Annotated in this window: 17 protein-coding genes and 1 pseudogene; 8 read left to right on the forward strand and 10 right to left on the reverse strand. The window is 70.0% G+C overall.

All coding sequences use genetic code 11. From position 1 onward, the window contains the following. Positions 1 to 61 precede the first annotated feature (61 nt). The gene (locus tag ACIGO6_RS24340) at positions 62 to 2,077 is read left to right on the forward strand and encodes an FAD-dependent oxidoreductase (protein ID WP_399879424.1); all 2,016 of its coding nucleotides are present in this window, start codon (positions 62 to 64) and stop codon (positions 2,075 to 2,077) included. A gap of 48 nt (positions 2,078 to 2,125) precedes the next feature. Then, positions 2,126 to 2,677 (forward strand): PadR family transcriptional regulator, encoded by a 552-nt coding sequence (locus tag ACIGO6_RS24345; protein WP_399879426.1) that lies wholly within the window; start codon positions 2,126 to 2,128, stop codon positions 2,675 to 2,677. Between the two features lie 38 nt (positions 2,678 to 2,715). Here the strand turns inward: ACIGO6_RS24345 and ACIGO6_RS24350 are convergent, their stop codons facing one another. Next, positions 2,716 to 3,267 carry a hypothetical protein gene (locus ACIGO6_RS24350; RefSeq protein WP_399879428.1) on the reverse strand — a complete coding sequence of 184 codons (552 nt, stop codon included), beginning with the start codon at positions 3,265 to 3,267 and terminating at the stop codon, positions 2,716 to 2,718. Positions 3,268 to 3,437: 170 nt separating this feature from the next. Then, the gene (locus ACIGO6_RS24355; protein WP_399879430.1) at positions 3,438 to 4,460 is read right to left on the reverse strand and encodes a fibronectin type III domain-containing protein; all 1,023 of its coding nucleotides are present in this window, start codon (positions 4,458 to 4,460) and stop codon (positions 3,438 to 3,440) included. Between the two features lie 215 nt (positions 4,461 to 4,675). Here ACIGO6_RS24355 and ACIGO6_RS24360 point away from each other — a divergent pair, with 215 nt between their 5' ends. Continuing rightward, positions 4,676 to 5,575 carry a glycoside hydrolase family 75 protein gene (locus tag ACIGO6_RS24360; protein WP_399879432.1) on the forward strand — a complete coding sequence of 300 codons (900 nt, stop codon included), beginning with the start codon at positions 4,676 to 4,678 and terminating at the stop codon, positions 5,573 to 5,575. Between the two features lie 54 nt (positions 5,576 to 5,629). On the opposite strand, the gene ACIGO6_RS24365 is transcribed toward ACIGO6_RS24360, so the two are convergent. From ACIGO6_RS24365 to ACIGO6_RS24395, 7 genes are all read right to left on the reverse strand, one after another. Then, positions 5,630 to 6,040 (reverse strand): PTS-dependent dihydroxyacetone kinase phosphotransferase subunit DhaM, encoded by a 411-nt coding sequence (locus tag ACIGO6_RS24365; RefSeq protein WP_399879434.1) that lies wholly within the window; start codon positions 6,038 to 6,040, stop codon positions 5,630 to 5,632. Continuing rightward, the gene (gene dhaL, locus ACIGO6_RS24370; RefSeq protein ID WP_399879436.1) at positions 6,033 to 6,632 is read right to left on the reverse strand and encodes a dihydroxyacetone kinase subunit DhaL; all 600 of its coding nucleotides are present in this window, start codon (positions 6,630 to 6,632) and stop codon (positions 6,033 to 6,035) included. Before dhaL ends, ACIGO6_RS24365 begins: the two co-directional genes overlap by 8 nt. Positions 6,633 to 6,682: 50 nt before the next feature. Further along, complete coding sequence (gene dhaK, locus ACIGO6_RS24375) at positions 6,683 to 7,675, reverse strand: dihydroxyacetone kinase subunit DhaK (RefSeq protein ID WP_399879438.1); 993 nt, start codon at positions 7,673 to 7,675, stop codon at positions 6,683 to 6,685. 598 nt (positions 7,676 to 8,273) lie between these two features. Further along, entirely contained in the window at positions 8,274 to 8,948 is a 675-nt protein-coding gene (locus ACIGO6_RS24380; protein ID WP_399879440.1) for a restriction endonuclease, read from the reverse strand. A 1,090-nt stretch (positions 8,949 to 10,038) separates the two neighbouring features. Beyond that, positions 10,039 to 10,911, reverse strand: a complete 873-nt coding sequence (locus tag ACIGO6_RS24385; protein ID WP_399879442.1) for a carbohydrate ABC transporter permease — start codon at positions 10,909 to 10,911, stop codon at positions 10,039 to 10,041. After that, positions 10,908 to 11,882 carry a carbohydrate ABC transporter permease gene (locus ACIGO6_RS24390; RefSeq protein WP_399879444.1) on the reverse strand — a complete coding sequence of 325 codons (975 nt, stop codon included), beginning with the start codon at positions 11,880 to 11,882 and terminating at the stop codon, positions 10,908 to 10,910. Before ACIGO6_RS24390 ends, ACIGO6_RS24385 begins: the two co-directional genes overlap by 4 nt. A gap of 111 nt (positions 11,883 to 11,993) precedes the next feature. Continuing rightward, positions 11,994 to 13,316: an ABC transporter substrate-binding protein gene (locus tag ACIGO6_RS24395; RefSeq protein ID WP_399879446.1), complete on the reverse strand. Its 1,323-nt coding sequence runs from the start codon at positions 13,314 to 13,316 to the stop codon at positions 11,994 to 11,996. Between the two features lie 271 nt (positions 13,317 to 13,587). On the opposite strand from ACIGO6_RS24395, the gene ACIGO6_RS24400 reads away from it, so the two are divergent. Together ACIGO6_RS24400 and ACIGO6_RS24405 are read left to right on the forward strand one after the other, a co-directional pair. Beyond that, positions 13,588 to 16,038, forward strand: coding sequence for a glycoside hydrolase family 2 protein (locus ACIGO6_RS24400; protein WP_399879448.1), 2,451 nt, complete (start codon positions 13,588 to 13,590; stop codon positions 16,036 to 16,038). Further along, the gene (locus tag ACIGO6_RS24405; protein WP_399879450.1) at positions 16,035 to 17,063 is read left to right on the forward strand and encodes a LacI family DNA-binding transcriptional regulator; all 1,029 of its coding nucleotides are present in this window, start codon (positions 16,035 to 16,037) and stop codon (positions 17,061 to 17,063) included. The genes ACIGO6_RS24400 and ACIGO6_RS24405 overlap by 4 nt, the downstream gene beginning before the upstream one ends. Before the next feature lie 276 nt (positions 17,064 to 17,339). Here the strand turns inward: ACIGO6_RS24405 and ACIGO6_RS24410 are convergent, their stop codons facing one another. After that, positions 17,340 to 17,471 carry a hypothetical protein gene (locus ACIGO6_RS24410; protein ID WP_399879509.1) on the reverse strand — a complete coding sequence of 44 codons (132 nt, stop codon included), beginning with the start codon at positions 17,469 to 17,471 and terminating at the stop codon, positions 17,340 to 17,342. Positions 17,472 to 18,193: 722 nt separating this feature from the next. Between ACIGO6_RS24410 and ACIGO6_RS24415 the strand changes: the two genes are divergently transcribed. From ACIGO6_RS24415 to ACIGO6_RS24425, 3 genes and pseudogenes are all read left to right on the forward strand, one after another. Continuing rightward, complete coding sequence (locus ACIGO6_RS24415) at positions 18,194 to 19,456, forward strand: cellulase family glycosylhydrolase (protein WP_399879452.1); 1,263 nt, start codon at positions 18,194 to 18,196, stop codon at positions 19,454 to 19,456. Between the two features lie 502 nt (positions 19,457 to 19,958). Beyond that, a pseudogene (locus ACIGO6_RS24420) lies at positions 19,959 to 20,075 on the forward strand (IS5/IS1182 family transposase); the annotation flags it as partial. A gap of 83 nt (positions 20,076 to 20,158) precedes the next feature. Continuing rightward, positions 20,159 to 20,515 (forward strand): hypothetical protein, encoded by a 357-nt coding sequence (locus tag ACIGO6_RS24425; protein ID WP_399879454.1) that lies wholly within the window; start codon positions 20,159 to 20,161, stop codon positions 20,513 to 20,515. The last annotated feature ends 163 nt before the right edge of the window (positions 20,516 to 20,678 follow it).

A 20,678-nucleotide genomic window follows, 5' to 3' on the forward strand; every position in this document is an offset into this window, starting at 1 on the left:
GTTGCAAAAGGTGGCGGCCGTCCTCTACAACAGAGGCACGACACCGCGCACGGAGGGCCCGATGAGCCGCTACCCCCACCTGCTGAGCCCGCTGGACCTGGGCTTCACCACGCTTCCCAACCGGGTCCTCATGGGCTCCATGCACGTCGGCCTGGAAGAGGCCGAGCGCGGCTTCGAGCGCATGGCCGCGTTCTACGCCGCCCGGGCGCGCGGGGGAGTGGGCCTGATCGTCACCGGCGGCATCGCCCCCAACGACGAGGGCCGCCCCTACCCGGGCGGCGCCAAGCTCACCACCGGCGCGGAGGCGGAGCGGCACCGGGTCGTCACCGACGCCGTGCACCGCGAGGGCGGCCGCATCGCCCTCCAGATCCTGCACTTCGGCCGCTACGCCTACCACGAGGACCTGGTCGCCCCGAGCCCGCTCCAGGCGCCGATCAGCCCTCATGTGCCCCGCGAACTGACCGACGCCGAGGTCGAGCGCACCATCGACGACTACGCCCGCACCGCCCGCCTCGCCCGCGAGGCCGGGTACGACGGCGTCGAGATCATGGGCTCCGAGGGCTACCTGATCAACGAGTTCATCGCCGCGCGGACCAACCACCGCACCGACCGCTGGGGCGGCTCGTACGAGAACCGGATGCGCTTCCCCGTCGAGATCGTCCGCCGGGCGCGCGAGGCGGTCGGCGAGGACTTCATCGTCGTCTACCGCCTGTCCATGCTCGACCTGGTCCCCGGCGGCTCCACCCTCGACGAGGTGATCACCCTCGCCAAGGCCGTCGAGGCCGCCGGAGCCACGATCATCAACACCGGCATCGGCTGGCACGAGGCCCGCATCCCCACCATCGCCACCTCCGTCCCGCGCGGCGCCTACACCTGGGTCACCAAGCGGCTGATGGGCGAGGTGAAGGTCCCGCTGGTCACCACCAACCGCATCAACACCCCCGAACTCGCCGAGCAGCTGCTCGCCGACGGCACGGCCGACATGGTCTCCATGGCCCGCCCGATGCTCGCCGACCCCGACTTCGTCGCCAAGGCCGCGGCCGGCCGGCCCGAGGCCATCAACACCTGCATCGGCTGCAACCAGGCCTGCCTGGACCACACCTTCGGCGGCAAGCTCACCTCCTGCCTGGTCAACCCGCGCGCCTGCCACGAGACCGAACTGGTCCTCGCCCCGACCCGGCGGCGCAAGCGCGTCGCGGTCGTCGGCGCCGGACCGGCCGGACTGGCCTGCGCGGTGAGCGCGGCCGAACGCGGCCACGAGGTCACCCTGTTCGACGCCGCGAGCGAGATAGGCGGCCAGCTCAACGTCGCCCGCAAGGTCCCCGGCAAGCAGGAGTTCGACGAGACGCTGCGCTACTTCCGTACGCAACTCCAGGAGCACGGCGTCGACGTACGCCTGAACACCCGGGTCACGGCCGACGACCTCGACGGTCACGACGAGGTCGTCGTCGCCACCGGCGTCACCCCGCGCACCCCGGACATCCCGGGCGTCGACCACCCGAGCGTGGTCGGCTACCTCGACGTCCTGCGCGACGGCGCCCCCGTCGGCGACCGCGTCGCCGTCCTCGGCGCCGGTGGCATCGGCTTCGACGTCGCCGAGTACCTCACCGACGGCGGCGGCAAGGCGCACGAGGACCCCGAGACGTACTTCCGCCTCTGGGGCGTCGACATGGACTACCGCGCCCCCGGCGGGCTCGGGGCACCCGAGCGCCCCGCGCCGCCGCGCACCGTGCACCTGCTCCAGCGCAAGACCACCAAGGTCGGCGCCGGCCTCGGCAAGACCACCGGCTGGATCCACCGCACCGAGCTGAAGCACCGCGGCGTCACCATGGTCCCGGGCGTGCGCTACGACCGGATCGACGACGCCGGACTGCACGTCACCGTCGACGGCGAGTCCACGGTGCTCGAGGTCGACACGGTCGTCCTGTGCACGGGCCAGGAGCCGAGCCGCGTCCTGTACGACGACCTGGTCGCCGCCGGGCGCAGCGCGCACCTCATCGGCGGCGCCGACGTGGCCGCCGAACTGGACGCCAAGCGCGCCATCAAGCAGGGCACCGAGCTGGCGGCGGCGCTGTAGGAGGTGCGTGGGCCCAGGAGGCGCGTGGGCCGTCCCTAGGATGAGCGCATGTCACTCCCGCACGCGATCCTCACCGCCCTGGTCGAAAAGCCGTCGTCGGGGCTGGAGCTGACCCGCCGGTTCGACAAGTCGATCGGCTACTTCTGGTCGGCGACCCACCAGCAGATCTATCGCGAGCTGGGAAAACTGGAGGCGGACGGCCTGATCCGCGCACTGCCCGCACAGGCACCGGCCCGCGGGCAGAAGAAGTCGTACGAGGTCCTGCCCGCGGGCCGCGACGAACTGGCCCGCTGGACCGCCGCCGCCCAGGACCCCAGGCCCCTGCGGGACACGATGCTGCTGCGGCTGCGGGCCGCCGCGGTGGTCGGCACCACCGGCATCGAGGCGGACCTGCGGCGCCATCTGGAGCTGCACGAACGGCAGTTGGCCGAGTACGAGGAGATCGAGAAGCGGGACTTCCCGCCCGGCAGCGACAGCACCGAGGACCGGCTGCGGCACCTGGTGCTGCGCGCCGGCATCGACCTGGAGACGTTCTGGACCCAGTGGCTCAGACACGCGCTGGCGGAGTTCGCCGAGCTGCCCGGCGACGGGCCGGCCTGACGGCTCCCCGATGAGGTTCTTTTCAGCGGAAGCGGCGCTCAGAACCGCGACGGCTTCGACCGGCGGCGCAGGAACCAGGCCGCGGCGATGACCCCGGAGCCGACCAGCACGCCGCCCGCCACGAGGGTGACCGTGCCGTAGTCCTGCACGGTCCCCCCGAGACCGCCCAGGACGCCGCCCGGAGAGGCGGACGGAGCGGGGGAGGCGGGGCGGCTGGGCGACGGGGAGGGCGCCGCGGAGACGATGACCGTCTGGGTGCCGGCGGTGCTGTTGTTCGAGCACATGACGATGACCGTGTACGTGCCCGGCGTGATGCCCGACCAGGCCGCGGACTGTCCGGAAGCGCTTCCGGACAGCGCCACCTGACGCCCCTGCGCGAAGTTCCCCTGACCGCCGGTGACCAGCGATGCGGTGCCCCAACTGCCGTTGAGCTGGGCACAGGCGGTGGTCGTGACCGACACCGTGCTCCCGGTGGTGCTCACGGAGATCCCCGGGCCCCCGGCGGCCGGCCCGGCGGCCAGGGCGACGGGCAGCGCGGCGGCGATCGCCACGATCGGGCCGGAGCGGAGAAGCGGCGATGAGATGCGCATGTGTCGACTGCCCTTCGGTGGCACGGTCGGCGGTACATCCCTTGCGCCGCCGGGATCGGGAACGCCCGTGCTGCCTCAGGGGCAGCCAACAGGGCGCCGGCCGCGCCCGCATGCCGAGCGCGACCGCCCAGGTGACGCGTTCCCCACCCCGGCGCACCGCCTCCCGGATGTCATCGGCCCGCGCCCGTGGTCACCTTCCGTTCCTCCGAGAAGCCGCCCCAGGTCCCGTCGGCCAGCCTGGCCCTGACCCGCACCCGGTGGGTCACGCCGGCCTCCCGCCCCGCGTAGAAGCTGTACTCGGCCCGGTCGCGCGGGGCGTCGCCGCCGTAGACGAGTGAGGTCGCCGGGCGGCCGTCCAGGTGGATCTGGTATTCGGTGACCGTGCCGTCGGTGCGCGGCGGGACCCAGGTGAGGTCCAGGTAGTACGCCCCGTCGGCCCGGTGGGAGGCGGCGCGCAGGTCGGTGGGTGCGGTGGCGTGTCCGTCGTCGGAGCCCGGGGTGGTGAGCGGGACGGCGACACTGGCGGGGGAGACGTTGTCGGCGGCGTCGCGCGCCCGGACCGTGAAGGAGTAGTCGGTGCCCGGTCGCAGCCCGGTGACGACGGCCGCCGTCTGACCGCCACCGACGCTGTGCACCTTCGTGCCGCCCTGGTGGATGTCGTACGACACCACCCCTCGGTCGTCGGTCGCGGCGGACCAGCTCAGCTGGACCGCACGGCTGCCCGCCGCCCGGCCCCGGACGCCCTGCGGGCGCGTCGGCGCCGAGGCGTCGGCGACGGCGGCGGGGGTGGACGCCCGGACCTCCCGGCTGCGCGGCCCGAGCCGGCCGTCGGCGTCGCGGGCCCGCACGGTGAAGGCGTAGGCCGTCGAGGGGCGCAGCCGGGTGACGTCCACCATGCGGTCGGACGCCGGCACCTCCTCGACCTTCGCGCCGCCGCGGTACACCTCGTACGCGTCGACCCCTTCGACGGCGTTCCACATCACGTGCACGGTCGTCGCACTGCCCGCTTCGGCGGTGACGCCCGTCGGCACCCCGGGCAGTCCGCCGTCGCCGTCGTCACCTCCGCCTCGGCCGCAGGACGTGACCAGGACGAGTGCGCCGCAGAGCAGGGCGCAGCGGCGCAGGACGACACCACGACCGGGATCAGGGGCGGGAGCAGGGGCGGGATCAGCGGGGACGGGAACGTCTCGCACGGCTCTGCCTCCCGGGACGGCGGCGACTCGACGGCAATGGTCCGGACCAATATGACCCTTGTGACGCGATCACATCAAGAGCCCCATCAAGAGCCCCATCAAGAGGTCACCGCGAGAGGTCACCTCAAGAGGCCGTCGACGGTGACTACACGGCCGTGCGCCGTCTGGCCCATAAAAGGTGGCCGCGCGACCGATTCGGGGACAGATGTGGCCGAATGACCGTCCATGTCCCCGAGGAGAGGCCCCTCAACGTGCGTGTCCAGTCGCTGACACTGGTCGCGGCCAGCGCCGCCCTGCTCGCCCCCACGACGTTCCCCGACGTCCGGCCCTCGCCCCCGGACCTCTCCGGCCCCCGGGTCCAGCTCCGGTCCGGCCACCCGCCCCAGACGGGACCGGCCCGCGCGGACCGGTCCGGCCCCCGGATCGGACCGGTGCCGCAGGCCGGGGCCGGGCGGCCCGTTCCGCCGTCCGGGGTCCGGCCCGGGTCCGAGGCCGCAGCCGGGCCGCAGAAGGCGCGGCGCGCGGGACCCGTCAGCGCCGCCGACCTCCTGGCCAAGGTGCGGGACTGCGCCCCCGTCTCGCGCGGGCGCTACCGCAGCGACGCGGGAGCGCCCGCGAACATCCCGGTCTGCGGTACGCGGGACGCGGTGTACTGGAAGGCCGACCTGGACGTCGACTGCGACGGCCGGCCCGGCGACCACTGCAACAGCCGTACCGACCCGCACTTCAGCTCCGCCACCGCCTACACCCAGTCGGACGGCCGCCCCCTGGACGCCGAAAAGCTGCCCTATGTCGTCGTGCCCCAGCCGAGCACCATCTGGGACCACCGCGCGTACGACGTCCGCGGCGGATCGGTGGCGGCCGTCGTCCACGGGGACCGGGTGCGGTACGCGGTCGTCGGCGACGTAGGCCCCCGCGACATCATCGGCGAGGCCTCCTACGCCGCCGCGCGGTCGCTCGGCATTCCGGCCGACCCGCACGCGGGCGGCGTCGCCTCCGGCGTGACGTACATCGTCTTCCGGGGCAGCAAGGTCGACCCCATCGAGGACCGGGCCGCCGCCGAGAAGGCGGGGGAGCGGCTGGCGCGCGAGTTCGTGGGCGGCGCACGCGACTGACACCCGCAGCGGGGGCGGCCGGAGCGCGTCCTCCCGCCGCCACCCGGTGTGCCCTCAGACCTTTCGGTAGGCGTACGCCTCCGCGGCCGCCGCCTCCACGGCCGCGAGGTCGGCGCCCGTCGCGGCCGTGACGACCGCGGCCACCGCACCCTCGACGAAGGGGGCGTCGACCAGCCGGGTGTTCCCCGGAAGCTCGTCGCCCTCGGCGATCAGCGCCTTCACGGTGAGCACCGCGCTGCCGAGATCGGTGAGGACGGCGACCCCCGCCCCCCGGTCCACGGACGCGGCGGCGGCCGCGACCAGCTCGGAGCTCGTGCCGAACCCGCCGGACGCCGTCCCGCCCGCGGGTGCGACGGGCACCGCCACGCCACCGCCCGACAGTGCCTTCGCCAGTTCGGCCACGGACGCGGCCACCTCCGCGCTGTGCGACACCAGCACGATCCCGACCAGCTTCTCGTCACTCACCGGCCGCCTCCTCCAACGCGGCGACGAGCAGCGCCGACGAGGTCGCCCCGGGGTCCTGGTGCCCGATGCTGCGCTCGCCGAGATAGCTCGCCCTGCCCTTGCGGGCCTGCATCGGCGTGGTCGCCACGGCCCCCTCCTCGGCCGCGGCGCGGGCCGCGGCGAACGAGTCGGCGAGGGCGTCCACGGCGGGCACCAGGGCATCGATCATGGTCTTGTCACCTGGTGCGGCACCTCCGAGCTGCCGGACGGCGTCCACCCCGGTCCGCAACGCCTCGGCCAACTGCTCCGCGCTCACCTCGGCGGCATCCCCGAGCGCCTTGCCCGTACGGCGCAACAGCGTCCCGTACAGCGGGCCGGAGGCGCCCCCGACCGTGGAGATGAGCTGCCGCCCGGCGAGGGTGAGAACCGCCCCCGGCGTGTCGGGCGCCTCCTTCTCCAGCGTGGCCGTCACGGCCGTGAACCCGCGTTGGAGATTGCTGCCGTGGTCGGCGTCGCCGATGGGCGAGTCGAGGGCGGTGAGCCGTTCCGCCTCGCGGTCGACCGACGCGGCGGTCGCCGTCATCCAACGGCGGAAGAAGTCGGCGTCGAGCACTGGATCTCCTTGCCTGGTAGGTACGCTGCGATCCTTTCCCCGGTTCGCCGTCACATGCCCCACCTCAGGCCCGGCGTCTTCACCGGCGCGTCCCACAGGCCCAGCAGTTCCTCGTCGATCTCGCAGAGGGTGACCGAGGCACCCGCCATGTCCAGCGAGGTGACGTAGTTGCCGACGAGAGTGCGGGCGACCGCGACACCGCGCTCGCCGAGGACCCGCTGCACCTCGGCGTTGAAGCCGTACAGCTCCAGCAGCGGAGTCGCGCCCATGCCGTTGACCAGCACCAGTACGGGATTGCGCGGGTCCAGGTCGGTCAGCACCGCGTCGAGGGCGGCCTCGGCGATCTCGCCCGAGGTCATCATCGGGCGCCGTTCCCGGCCGGGTTCCCCGTGAATGCCGATGCCGAGCTCCAGTTCACCGGCCGGCAGATCGAAGGTGGGGCTGCCCTTGGCCGGCGTCGTGCAGGCGCTGAGCGCGACACCGAAACTGCGGGAGCTGTCGTTCACCTGGCGGGCGATCGCCGCCACCCGCTCCAGCGGCCTGCCCTCGTCCGCCGCGGCCCCCGCGATCTTCTCCACGAACAGCGTCGCGCCGGTGCCGCGCCGGCCGGCCGTGTAGAGACTGTCCGTCACCGCCACGTCGTCGTTGACCAGCACCTTCGCGACCTGGATGCCCTCGTCCTCGGCCAGCTCGGCGGCCATGTCGAAGTTGAGCACGTCACCGGTGTAGTTCTTGACGACGAACAGCACCCCGGCCCCGCTGTCCACGGCCGCCGCCGCCCGCACCATCTGGTCCGGCACCGGCGAGGTGAACACCTCACCCGGACAGGCCGCCGACAGCATCCCCGGACCCACGAACCCCCCGTGCAACGGCTCGTGCCCCGAGCCGCCCCCCGACACCAGCGCGACCTTTCCGGCCACGGGAGCGTCCCGCCGCACGATCACCCTGTTCTCGACGTCCACGGTCAACTCGGGATGAGCGGCCGCCATACCGCGCAGGGCATCCGCGACCACGGTCTCCGGGACGTTGATGAGCATCCTCATGGGTACCTCCTGGGAAGCCTGGCAGGCCAGTCGATGACCTGTGTTTTTGCTGTTCAGAGTGTGGTGGGACCGATTTTCGATCTTGGCGTTCTGTGACGGCTCGGAGCGGGTTCTGGCGGTACTGATGCTGCGTTAATGCTGACTTTCGTGACGGTTCGTCAGGTCCGTCGGACGGAGGGTGCGGCTTGGTCGGGATCCCTGCTGTCGGCAGTATCGGCCTTGCGGCAGCGAAGGTCACGCGCACGAACGGCATGGGCGCGCCCAGGTCCCGAAACGGGCTGTGCCGAATGTCGGCGTCTTGCGGCTTTGATCAGCAGGTCGCCGGTTGAGCAGGTCACCTGGAGAGAGCCTCCACGGGCATCCGGTCGATGCGCTGGTGCGCGGCACCGATGGCACAGCAACCCGGGCCGTGCTGCTCGATCGGGGGCCAGATGAAGGCGCCGACGCGGCACGTCACCTGCGGCTGACGCTGCACCGGCGGAACCTGCTGAGCGGCAGCGGCGAGAAAGAAGAAGCCATCCGCTGGCCGGCGTGGCGGCTGTACGACACGAAAGGGGCTGATCAGGCAGGAGCCCTGCCTCCTGCCCCTCTACAGGGGTTACTCGCTGTACGCCTGCTTCCAGCGTGTCCGGTGCCGGGCGTTCCCCTGACCGGCACCGTCGATCTCGGCGACTGACATCAAGGAGGCCCCTCCGTTCCACACTCCCAGGTGGTCACGGTGTACAGCGAGAATCCCGTGCTGCAACGCGAACTTCTCGGACGGCCGACTGAACCGCGTGGTCGTCACGAACACGGCCAGGTCGGCACCGAAATGCACCCGGGCCCCCAGCAGGTCCCGCAGTTCACGGCTCGCGATCGTGCTGGTCGGTGCGTACCGCTTGCACTGGATCACCATGCTCCGGCCGTCCGGCAGACGGCCGACGACATCAGCTCCGCTGTCGTTCGCGCCGCCCACCCGGCGTACCTCGACGCACCCGTCTCGTCGGCAGAGGTTCGCGACCAGTTCCTCGAACTCTGTACCGGTCATGGCATCCACCTCGGTCAGCGTCCGCCGACCGGCCTCGATCATGTCGGCCTGTCGCCAGAGGTGGTCCCGCTTGCGCACCAGCCGGTCAATACGCCACAGCCACCAAGCGACCGTTCCCACGCAGCCCAGCAGCAGTACCCCCGTGACATAGGGCCAGACCACCGACCAGAACATCGCCAGGAGAGCTATGGCGATGGCCCCACACACCGACGCCCGCTTCAGCCAGATCGCCCTCCGCTTTCGCACAGCCGCACCTCGTCCACGCCGAGCTGCCATACCTGCCTCCCGCCCCCGGCCACCTCGATGCCGCAGTCTGACCAACGAAGGCCGGCCCGAGTAGAGCGCGGAGTCGGCCACTGGCCGGATCAGGCGGCGAACCGGGCCGGACGCTCGGCATCTACAGAAGTGCTGCCGCCCGTCGCGAGGCCGGCATGTGGTGCGCTGAGCGACGCACACGGTGGCCGGTGCCGCACCGGACCATGGCATTGGCTAGCCGGGCCCATGTGGTCGCGGCCGGTGAGGATGCCCGCCAGCATCGGCATACCCCCTGCTTGACACCGGTAGGCACCAGCCCGGACAGTGCAGTCACCTTGCTGATCACCAATCACCATGGGAGACAACCCCGAGCGACTGAACTCCAAGGCGTCCTCCGCCCGCCCTTTGCGGAGTCAGCCCCATCGCGTACTCCTCTGGCCTCGGAGCACGCGCCGGCTCAACTACGGCGGCGACCGCCAGGCGAACGCGGCCCTGCACCGCATCGTCTGCACCCGGCTACGCCACGACCCACGCACCCAGGTGCACTACGAACGCCGCACTCAGGAGGGCAAAACCGGTCGTGAGATCATCCGATGCCTCAAGCGGTATGCCGCCCGCGGGGTCTCCAGCCTGGTCAGACCGGTTTCCCGTACCCCGCGATATAGGGGCGTCTGTGAAACAGCGGCCATTTCCAGCCGATCCCGGCCGGCTCCGCCCGCCGTCCAACCGCTGCCTGTCCGAGGTTCCGCCGTATCTTGGCCGGATCGGTTCCCCTCGGAACGAGAACCGATCACTTGCCACGCACGAGTGCCTGGTCCGCGACCGGCCAGGGGCAACGGTCGCGAACCAGGTCCCGTTGAGACGGCTGGTCCGTACAGCCGACGACTTCATGCCACGGCTGTCCCCTGCTCGAGCTGGTTGCGTCTTTTCGCTTGACTGGCCATCCACCGCCTGCCGCCCACACACCCGACCTCCACCTTTTCGAAGGTTTCTGGTCGCCCTTGCGGCGCGGGCGGCTCCGACGTCGCCTTCAGTACGCCCGAACTCCTCGTCCGGCAGACCCGACGCGGCGGGGGATTCGCTATTTTGTGGCCCCTTGGGCAAAGCCGTTGTAGATGTAGCGCTGGAGGAACAGGAAGACCACCAGCGTAGGCACGATGACGAGAACGGTTCCCGCGGAGATGTTCTCCCAGTGCGCCCCGAACGGCCCCTTGAACCGGAACAGGGCCGTCGACATGGTTCCGAGGTCCTCGGCGGGCATGTAGAGGAAGGGGATGTAGAAGTCGTTGTACGTGGTGATGCCCTTGATGATGACCACGGTCGCGATGGCCGGCTTGAGCAGCGGGAAGATGATCTTCCGGTAGATGGTGAAGGAGTTCGCGCCGTCGAGCCGCGCCGCCTCGTCGAGGGACTTCGGGATCCCGCGGATGAACTGCAGGAAGATGTAGATGGCCACGATGTCCGTGCCCATGTACAACAGGATCGGGGCCCAGCGGGTGTTGAACAGCCCGAAGCTGTTGACGACCTGGAAGGTGGCGACCTGGGTCGTCACGGCCGGCACCAGCGTGGCGATCAGGAAGAGGGCCATGACCAGCTTCTTGAAGCGGAAGTCGAAGCGGTCGATGGCGTACGCGGTCATCGAGCCGATGATCACGGTGCCGGTGATGGAGAACAGCAGGATGAAGGCGGTGTTGCCGAAGGCCGTCATCATGTGGCCGTCGGTGAAGGCCGTGGAGTAGTTGGAGAAGTTGAGCCAGTTGTCCGGCAGGGCGAGGGCGCCCTGGCCGTCGGAAATCTCTTCGTAGGACTTCAGCGAGGTCAGGAAAACCACGACGAGCGGCAGCAGCACCACGAGGGAGGCGACGACCAGCGACAGGTACGTCAGGGCGGCGCTGACGCGCGGGCGGCGGCGCGCCGGCTCCTGCGCGCGGCGGGTGGGGGCGGTGAGGGTCATACGAGGTCCACCTTCTCGTCGGGTACGAGGCGGCGCTGGATCCAGGTGATCATCAGGATGATCACCAGCAGCACCACCGCACAGGCCGAGGCCAGGCCGGTCTTGTTGAACTGGAAGGCGAACTTCACCGTCTGGATGACGAACGTCGAGGTTTCCGTCGCACCGCCGGTCATGATGTACGGGATCTCGAACACGCTGAGGGAGCCGGAGATCGCCAGGATGACGCTCAGGCTCAGCACCGGCCGGATGCTCGGCGCGATGATGTGCCGGAACTGCTTCCAACGGCCGGCACCGTCCAACTGGGCGGCCTCGTACAGCTCGCCGGGGATCGACTGGATCGCGCCGAGAAACAGCACGAAGTTCAGACCGGTGAAGCGCCACACCGACACGCCGGCCATGGAGGTGTTGGCCGACTCCGGGGTGCCCAGCCATGTGTGGTCGGTGCCGACGCCGAACCAGGACAGGACCGAGTCGAGCGTGCCGCCGTCCTGGAAGAAGTACAGGAAGACGAAGCCGATCGCCACGCCGTTGATCAGGTACGGGAAGAACAGGATGCCCTTGAAGAGGTTCCTGAAGCGCAGATCGAAGCTGAGGACGGCGGCGAAGTACAGGGCGATGACGATCTGTACGACGGACGCCGCCAGGTAGTAGAAGCTCACCGCGAACACCCGGAACAGTTCAGGCCGGGTGAAGATCTCGGTGTAGTTCTCCGTGCCGACGTGGTTGCGGTCGGGGCTGACGCCGTCCCAGTCGGTGAAGCTGTAGTAGATCATGTTGCCCACCGGCACGTACGTGAACGTGATCAGCAGGGCCAGGGGCGCCAGCAGGAAGAGCCACGGGGTCAGCTTGCGCATCGGCCGGTCCCGCCCCGAGGCGCCGGCCCGTGCGCGATGCCGGGAGGGTCGTTTTCCGGTCCGGCCCGGCGCGGCGGCCGGGGCTGGTGGTGACGCGGTGGAAGCGGTTCGGGTCATTGCGGAGCCAGGGCCTTTCGTCGTCCGCTGAGGGCACTGGGCGCCGGGTCCCGTTCACCGGGGAGGCGGGGAAGGGACCCGGCGGGTGCTGGGTGCAGGCGGGTGCCGGGGTCAGGAGCCGACGGTCTGCTTGGCCTCGGACCATCGCTTGTTCAGGTCGTCGAGGTAGCCCTCGAGTGATCCGTCGGTGGCGCCGCGCGCGATGTCGATCAGCTTCTTGCGGTAGTCCGGCTTGTTGAGTCCGATCTCGGAAGCGTTGTCGATGGCGTCCACGTCGGCCGTCCGCGCCGCGGAGCGCTCAATCATCTTGACATCGTTGTCAACGTATTCCTTGAGCGTTTCCGGCATGCCCTCGGACTTCAGGGCGGAGACCGCTCCCTCCTTGGCCGCGTATCCGGACTTCTCGGTGAACCAGTCGATCCACGCCCGTGCGGCCTCCTTGTGGTCGGAGTGGATGTTGACGGCCTGCTGGTAGTCGGAGACCAGGGTGGAGCAGAACGCGCCGTCCTTCTGGGACGGGAGGGGCATGAAGCCGATGTCGTCGGGGTTCTGGCCGGCCTTCTCGGCCGCGTCCCGCATCTGGTTGATGGCCCAGGAGCCGAGCACCATGCTGCCCACCTTGCCCTTGGCCAGGAGGGTCTTGGAGCTCTCCCAGTTGGTGGTGGCCGGATCCTTCTCCGACAGCTTCTCGTGGACGATGTCGTAGAGCAGGGTGTCGAGGGCGTTGAGGTCGTTGCCCTCGGCCCACGGCTCGTCCATGTCGGCGAGCTTGTCGTGGCCCCGGGTGTCGCAGCTGATGGAGCCGACGCTGTTGGTCCAGGGGCTCTCCAGCGGCCAGCCGTCCTTGAAGTTGGTGTAGTACGGGGTCGCCCCGGTCTTGTCCTTGACGGTCTCGAGGTCGTCGAGGAACTGCTCGGTCGTCGTCGGCCAGTCGGTGATCCCGGCCTGCTTCCACAGCGGCTTGTTGTACACCAGGCCGTTGGCGGTTCCGAAGGTGGCGATGCCGTAGGTCTTGCCGCCGACGTCGGTCTTGTCGGTGAAGCGGTAGGTGGGCTTCATCGACGAGGTCTCCCCGAGCGGCGCGAAGAACTTGGGATAGTCGCCCTTGGCCACCGCCGAAGGGATCAGCAGGACGTCGCCGTAGTCCTCCGTGTTCATGCGGATCTTCACCTCCCCCTCGTAGTCGGTGAGGCCCTCGAACTTCACCTTCACGTCGGGGTAGGTCTTGTTGAACTCGGCGGCGTACTTCTTCATCGTCCCGTCCTCGACCAGGTCGGTGCGATTGGTGAGCACGGTGATGTCCCCCGAGACGCCGTCCGGGTTCACCGGCGCGGCGGCGGTCTCGCCGGCGTTCGCGCTTCCCCCTCCGCTGCACCCCGCAACGGTCAGCATCGCGGTGGCAAGCAGTGCGACGCTCAGCGTCCTCTTCCCCATGTGCCCAGCTCCTTTCCAAGGATTACGGCTCGGGCTCCGGTGGTGGTTGACGGCGACTATGTCAGGCACTTGTGAACCGGTAAAGCTTCCCAAACCTTCGCGATACTCAATCGTTACCTGAGGTGAGAGGCCGAGTCGGGCTATTCATGCGCCAACTGTGCTTCCGTATGGACTCCTGGCAGGGAAAGAGGGCTAGACCGGTTCACTTCTGTGGGGTTAGGTTGAGCCGCGTTCATACGACACCGGGCCCGTCCCGCCGAAGGAGCCGTACATGAAGGAAGTCCTCCCGCTCGCCGAGGGCTGGAGCCTGAGCCACAGCGGCAACCTGCTGCCCGCCCAGGTCCCCGGCTGCGTCCACACTGATCTGCTCGCGGCCGGCCTGATCCCGGACCCCTTCCTCGGCGTCAACGAACCCGCCGTCGCCTGGGTCGGACAGCGGGCCTGGACCTACGCCCGCGACCTGTCGGCCTCCGACACCGCCGGGGAGGGGTACGAGCGGACCGACCTGGTCTTCGACGGACTCGACACCGCTGCGACCATCACGCTGGACGGCCGGGAACTGGGCCGCACCCGGAACATGCACCGGCGCTACCGCTTCGACGTCACCGGCCACCACGGGCGCCTGGAGGTGGACTTCGCCTCCGCCTACGACGAGGCGTCCTCGGTGCGGGCACTGACGGGGGAGCGACCCAACGTCTATCCCGAGCCGTTCCAGTACATCCGCAAGATGGCCAGCAGCTTCGGCTGGGACTGGGGCCCGACCCTGGTGACCGCAGGCATCTGGCGCCCGGTCCGGCTGGAACGCTGGTCGACGGCCCGGCTGGCCGACGTACGCCCCCTGGTGACGGTCCACGACGGCACGGGCCGCGTCGAGGTACGCATCGAGATCGAGCGGACCGCGCAGGGGACGGCCCGCCCGCTCGCCGTACGTGCCACCGTCGGGGACGGCCTCGCCGAGGCGCGCGGCGTGGTGCAGGGGACACAAGCCGTACTGACCATGGAGGTGCCCGACGCCGCCTTTTGGTGGCCTCGCGGATACGGTGACCAGCCCCTGTACGACCTGGAACTCGAGCTCGCCGAGGAAGCCGCGGGTCCCGGTGCCGAAGAGCGGCTCCTCGACTCCTGGCACCGGCGCATCGGCTTCCGGACCGTGGAACTGGACCGCTCGGCGGACGAGCACGGCACCGGCTTCACCCTCGTCGTCAACGGTGAACGGATCTTCGCGCGCGGGGTCAACTGGATCCCCGACGACGTGTTCCCGTCCCGGATCACCCCGGACCGCTACCGCACCCGGTTGCGCCAGACGGCCGACGCGGGCGTCGACCTGGTACGGATCTGGGGCGGCGGCATCTACGAGGACGACGCCTTCTACGACGCCTGCGACGAGCTGGGCCTCATGGTCTGGCAGGACTTCCTCTTCGCCTGCGCCGCCTACCCCGAGGAGCAGCCGCTGCGCGGCGAGGTCGAGGCCGAGGCCCGCGACAACGTTGTCCGGGTGATGTCGCACCCTTCGCTCGTGCTGTGGAACGGCAACAACGAGAACCTCTGGGGCTTCCGTGACTGGGACTGGGAGCCCGAGCTGCGCGGCGACTCCTGGGGCGGCGGCTACTACCTGGACCTGCTCCCGCGGATCGTCGCCGAAATCGACCCCACCCGCCCCTACACGGCGGGCAGCCCCTGGTCCGGCTCCTGGGACCACCACCCCAACGACCCGGCCCACGGCACCTACCACTCGTGGGAGGTCTGGAACCGCCGGGACTACGCCGAATACCGCGACTCGGTGCCCCGCTTCGTGTCGGAGTTCGGCTGGCAGGCGCCGCCCGCGATGGCGACCCTGCGGCGCGCGCTGCCCGGCGAACGGCTCGCGCCCGACTCTCCCGGCATGCTGCACCACCAGAAGGCGGAGGACGGCAACGGCAAGCTGAACCGGGGCGTGGAGCGCCACTTCGTGCTGCCCGAGGGCGACTTCGACCGCTGGCACTACCTCACCCAGGTCGTGCAGGCCCGCGCGATCGCCACCGGGATCGAGCACTGGCGCTCGCACTGGCCCGTGTGCGCCGGGACCATCGTCTGGCAGATCAACGACTGCTGGCCGGTCAGCTCCTGGTCGGCCATCGACGGCGACGGCCGACTCAAGCCCCTCTACCACGAGCTGCGCCGGGTCTACGCGGACCGCCTCCTCACGCTCCAGCCGGGCGACGGCGATGACGGCCTCCCCGTACTCGCCGCCGTCAACCAGTCCGCCGAGCCCTGGCAGGCACGCATCAGACTGCGACGCCTGCGGGCGGACGGCACCGAGGTGGCCGAGCACGTGCTCGACGTGACCGTCGCCGCCCGCGCGGTGCACCGCCGGACCGTGCCGCAGGACCTGGCCCCCGCCCAGGGGTCCGCCAAGGAGTTCCTCGTCGCGGACAGCGAGGACCTGCGCAGCGTGCACCTGCCCGTAACGGACCGCGAGTTCGCCTACCCGGTCCCGCACTACGACGTGGCCGTGGAGTCCCCGATGGGTGCCGGGACGGGTAATGTCGAGGTCGTGGTCACCGCACACACCCTCGTACGCGACCTCCTCCTGCAGGCCGACCGGCTCGGACCGGACGCGGTCTGTGACACCGGACTGCGCACCCTCCTCCCCGGCGAACAACTCCGCCTGCGGGTCACGGGCGCGACCGACACCGGGGCCAATGCCGTCCGAGCGGCGCTGTTCTGCGTGGAACCGGCGTGAGCGCACCGTCCGTACGCGTCACCATCAAGGACGTCGCCGCGGCCGCCGGCGTGTCCAAGGGAGCCGTGTCCCTGGCGTTCAACGACAAGCCGGGGGTGTCCGACGCCACCCGGGAGCGGATCTTCGCGGCGGCCCGGCAACTGGGCTGGGCCCCGAACTCCTCGGCCCGCAGTCTGTCGCGCCAGTCCGTCGACACCGTCGGCCTGGCGATCTGCCGGCCCGCCCGGCTGTTGGGCCTGGAGCCGTTCTACATGGAGTTCGTCTCCGGCATCGAGAGCGTGCTGGCCGAGCGCGACTGCTCACTGCTGCTGCGCCTCGTCGGCTCGCTGGACGAGGAGATCGGGCTGCAGGAACGCTGGTGGCGGGAGCGGCAGATTGGGGGCTCGATCCTGGTCGACTTCCATCACGAGGATCCACGGATCGTCCCGCTGCGGCGCATCGGCCTCCCGGCTGTGGCGGTCGGTCACCCGTCCCTCACGGGCGGATTCCCGTCGGTGTGGACCGACGACGACGCGGCCGTCGCCGAGGCGGTGCGCTACCTGGCGGTGCTGGGGCACCGGCGCATTGCGCACGTGGGCGGTCCCCGGGGGCTCGGGCACAGCGCCATCCGGACGACCGCGTTCGAACGGACTATGAGCGAACTCGGCCTCGACTGCGGTCCGCACGTCGAGACGGCCTTCTCGGGCGAGGACGGCGCGCGGGCCACCCGCTCCCTGCTGCTGTCCGCCGAGCGGCCCACGGCGATCCTCTACGACAACGACATCATGGCGGTCGCTGGACTCGGTGTCGCCGCCGAGATGGGTGTCTCTGTGCCGGACGACCTGTCACTGCTGGCGTGGGACGACTCCCAGCTGTGCCGACTGACCCATCCGACGCTCTCGGCGATGAGCCACGACGTGCACGGGTTCGGTGCGCAGGTCGCGCGGGTGCTGTTCGAGGTGCTGGCGGGCCACGACGTGACCTCCGGGCCCGTCGCGACGCCCTCGCTGGTACCGCGGGCGTCGACCGCGCCGCCCCCGTCGTAGGAGGGGCGGGCAGGGACGGTCCAGGGGCGCGGCGTCATGCCGCGCCCCTCCCCGTGTCACGGAGAGCTTCGCTGTGGAAATGCCACCCGGACCGCGGAAATTCCACCGGGAGTTTCACTCAGGGGCACTGCAAACGAGAGCGAAGAGCTGCCCCGTGAGGCGCACGGCTCCAGCAGTGTCACGAAGGTCACACTGACGAGCAGGCCGTTCCATTCAGCGTGAAGGAGCCCGGAACGCCGTTCGTGCCGGCTTGCGAGGCGCCGCTCAACCCGAATTTCACGGTCGCTCCGGGTGCGATGGAATGTTGTAGCCCGAGGGGTGGGTCACGGTCACGCGGCGACCGTCCTGGACGCGGATGGCGTTCCAGATCTGCGTGACGGACTGGCCGCCGGGGAAGGTGAACGACAGCTCCCACTTTGTCCATGTACTGCGCCTCGGTGTCGCCGGAGCCCGACCCGAAGGTGAACAGGTCGTAGGCGTTGGCGCCGGCGAAGTAGCACTCCTCGCCGTCGAGGCAGAAGCGGATCCCGCAACGCGTCACGAAGGGGTTGTCGGCGGCGGCCGAGGCCGGGGGGCGCATGAGCGACAGACACGCGCCCGCCAACGCGGCCACGAGCAGGAGCAGCAGAGGCGTCTCACACCGTCTGGCCGAGGGCAGCGGGTGACCATGCATGGCGGCTCTCTCGTTCGGAGCATGACTCGCATGTACCGGTTAACCGGAGAGGAACGTAGAGGCGGCTACTTCGACTGTCAATCAATTGCGCAGGGCGCCTTCTTACTGGTGACCGCCTGCTCGTAGGCATCTCTTGGTGTTGGGCAGCAGGTTTAGCGGTTTAGCTTCCTGGTGTTCTCAGCTCGCTGAGGCGAATCCTGAACCGTCTATTGACATGGATGGAACATCCGGTGCCTCATGGTGTGGCGCTGGGGAGTCGGCAGCCCCCTTCCGGCCGCCTCGACGACCCGTCGCACCGCTTATCCGGTGCCTGCTCCGCAACCCCCGACGTCCGTGACGTCTGTGTCGGGCGGCGCTTTCACTGCCCGACATCGTTGTCATCCGCGTGCGTCGGCACGGTGCGTTCAGCGCACCCGGCCAGGTGCCGTCACCCCGTCCCACTCATCCGAGGAGACACATGCGAAAGCCAAGAAGCACGCTCATCACGACGGCGGGGATGGCGTTCGCCGCCGTCCTCGGGCTGCTGCTCTCACTCGCCGGGCCATTCACCGGCAAGGCGGAGGCGGCGGAAGGCGGTATCCACGTCAGCGACGGACGCGTCGTCGAGGGCAACGGCAGCGCGTTCGTCATGCGCGGGGTCAACCACGCCTATACCTGGTACCCCGAGCGGACCAGCTCCATCGCCGACATCGCGGCCAAGGGCGCCAACACCGTCCGCGTCGTGCTCGGCAGTGGCGGCCGCTGGACGAAGACGACCGCGTCCGAGGTCTCCAAGCTCATCGGGCAGTGCAAGGCCAACAAGGTCATCTGCGTCCTGGAGGTGCACGACACCACCGGCTACGGCGAGGACGGCGCCGCGACCAGCCTGGACCAGGCGGCCGACTACTGGATCAGCGTGAAGAGCGCGCTGGAGGGCCAGGAGGACTACGTCGTCGTCAACGTCGGCAACGAGCCCTTCGGCAACACGAACTACACCGCGTGGACCGACGCGACCAAGGCGGCCATCACCAAGCTCCGCGGCGCCGGCATCGGCCACGCCCTGATGGTCGACGCACCCAACTGGGGTCAGGACTGGTCCGGCACGATGCGGTCCAACGCGGCCTCGGTCTTCGCCTCCGACCCCGACCGCAACACCATCTTCTCCATCCACATGTACGGGGTCTACGACACCGCCGCCGAGGTGCAGGACTACCTGAACGCCTTCGTCGGCAACGGATTGCCCATCATCGTGGGTGAGTTCGGCGACCAGCACAGCGACGGCAACCCCGACGAGGACGCCATCATGGCGACGGCCCAGTCCCTCGGCATCGGCTACATCGGCTGGTCCTGGAGTGGCAACGGCAGCGGGGTCGAGTACCTCGACATGGTCGACGGCTTCCACCCGAACTCGCTGACCAGCTGGGGCGACCGCTTCTTCAACGGCAGCAACGGCATCGTCGCCACGTCCCGGACGGCCACCGTCTACGGCGGCGGTGACGACGGTGGCACGGGCGGTACCGCTCCCAACGGTTACCCCTACTGCGTGAACGGCAGCGCTTCCGACCCGGACGGCGACGGGTGGGGCTGGGAGAACAGCCGCTCGTGCGTGGTCCCCGGCGGGCTCGCGCCCAACGGGTACTCGTACTGCGCCAACGGCAGCGCCTCGGATCCCGACGGTGACGGGTGGGGCTGGGAGAACAGCCGGTCCTGTGTCGTCCGGGGCAGCGCGACGGATCGCTGACCGGCGGATGCGGTGGTGCCCCGCCCAAGGGAAGTCCCAGGGGGCGGGGCATTCGGCCGTACGACGACGTCAGGCGTTGGCCACGGACGTGAGGATCCGAACTCGGGTCGCCTGGGGTGCCGCTTCGTACAGCGCGACCAGGAGCCTCGGCATCCCTTGAGTCAGGTGACGACTCCGGCAGTGATCTCGTCGTTTACCTGCACTCAGTGCAGAGCGTCGGGGATGGTGCGCGATGCGCGGGCCGACACCCTCCGGCGCGTGAACATCTCGCTCAGACATCTCCGCCTGCACGCGGGCGCCGCACGGATTCAACCAGTCCCCGCGGTCCGACGTGAGCACCCGAACGGGCTCGGGCGAGCGGAGCGCCTTCGCGGCGACGGGTGCATGGACGGCGCATTTGTGGCCGTGCGGTCCGCCGGCGCCACTCAGCGACTGCACCACGGTCAAGCTGTCTGCCTCGGACGCCATTCAGTTGGCGTTATCTTGCGGGCAGTCTGGCGTGATGACTACTGCGCCTGTCGAGCGGATGGCGCTGGAGGACCTGGGGACGCTGTTCCAGCGGGCGGTGTCTGCGGCACCGGTTCGCCGGCAGGGCGGAGGGCACTGTCGACGAGGAGATGGCGGTGGGGAGCCGGAGGTGGAAGCGGATGAGGAGGAGCCGGCCTGGATGGCGCTCTGAACCGCGTAGCCACGCGCGGCCTGGTGACCGTCAACGTGGCCAGCGAGGTGCACGTTCCGCTGAAGGCTCGGAAGGCGGAGAGGAAGACGAAGGCGGTTGTCCAGCCGTGGAACGCCTCGGAGGTGGGTGCCTTCGTCGCTGTGATGAAGGGCGACCGCCTGTTCGCGCCGCTGCCGCTGTCCCTGATGGGGCTCCGTCCGGCGGAGGCCTGCGGCCTGCGGTGGTTGGACATCGACCTGGACGCGGCCATGCTCAGCATGGCCAACACCCGGACCATGATGGGCAACCGCACGGTGGTGGAGAAGGACGCGAAGAGCATGGCGGGGGAGCGTGTGTTGCCGATCCCGAGCCTCGTACGGGAGGCGCCGCGTCGGCGATGACCGCGGTGACGGTCGCCTCGGCGGTGAAGGAACGCCGGGCGACATGCCTTACCGGGCTTGTCGCGTACCGTCAATTCAAGGCCCAAAATTCTCGCCCACCGCCCTGACCTGGACAGGAACGTCGGTGGCCCGCGCGACCGCCAGGATCGTGCGGTAGTCAGCG

Origin of the sequence: Streptomyces sp. NPDC053750 (assembly GCF_044544295.1) — a bacterium.
Lineage (GTDB): Bacteria > Actinomycetota > Actinomycetes > Streptomycetales > Streptomycetaceae > Streptomyces.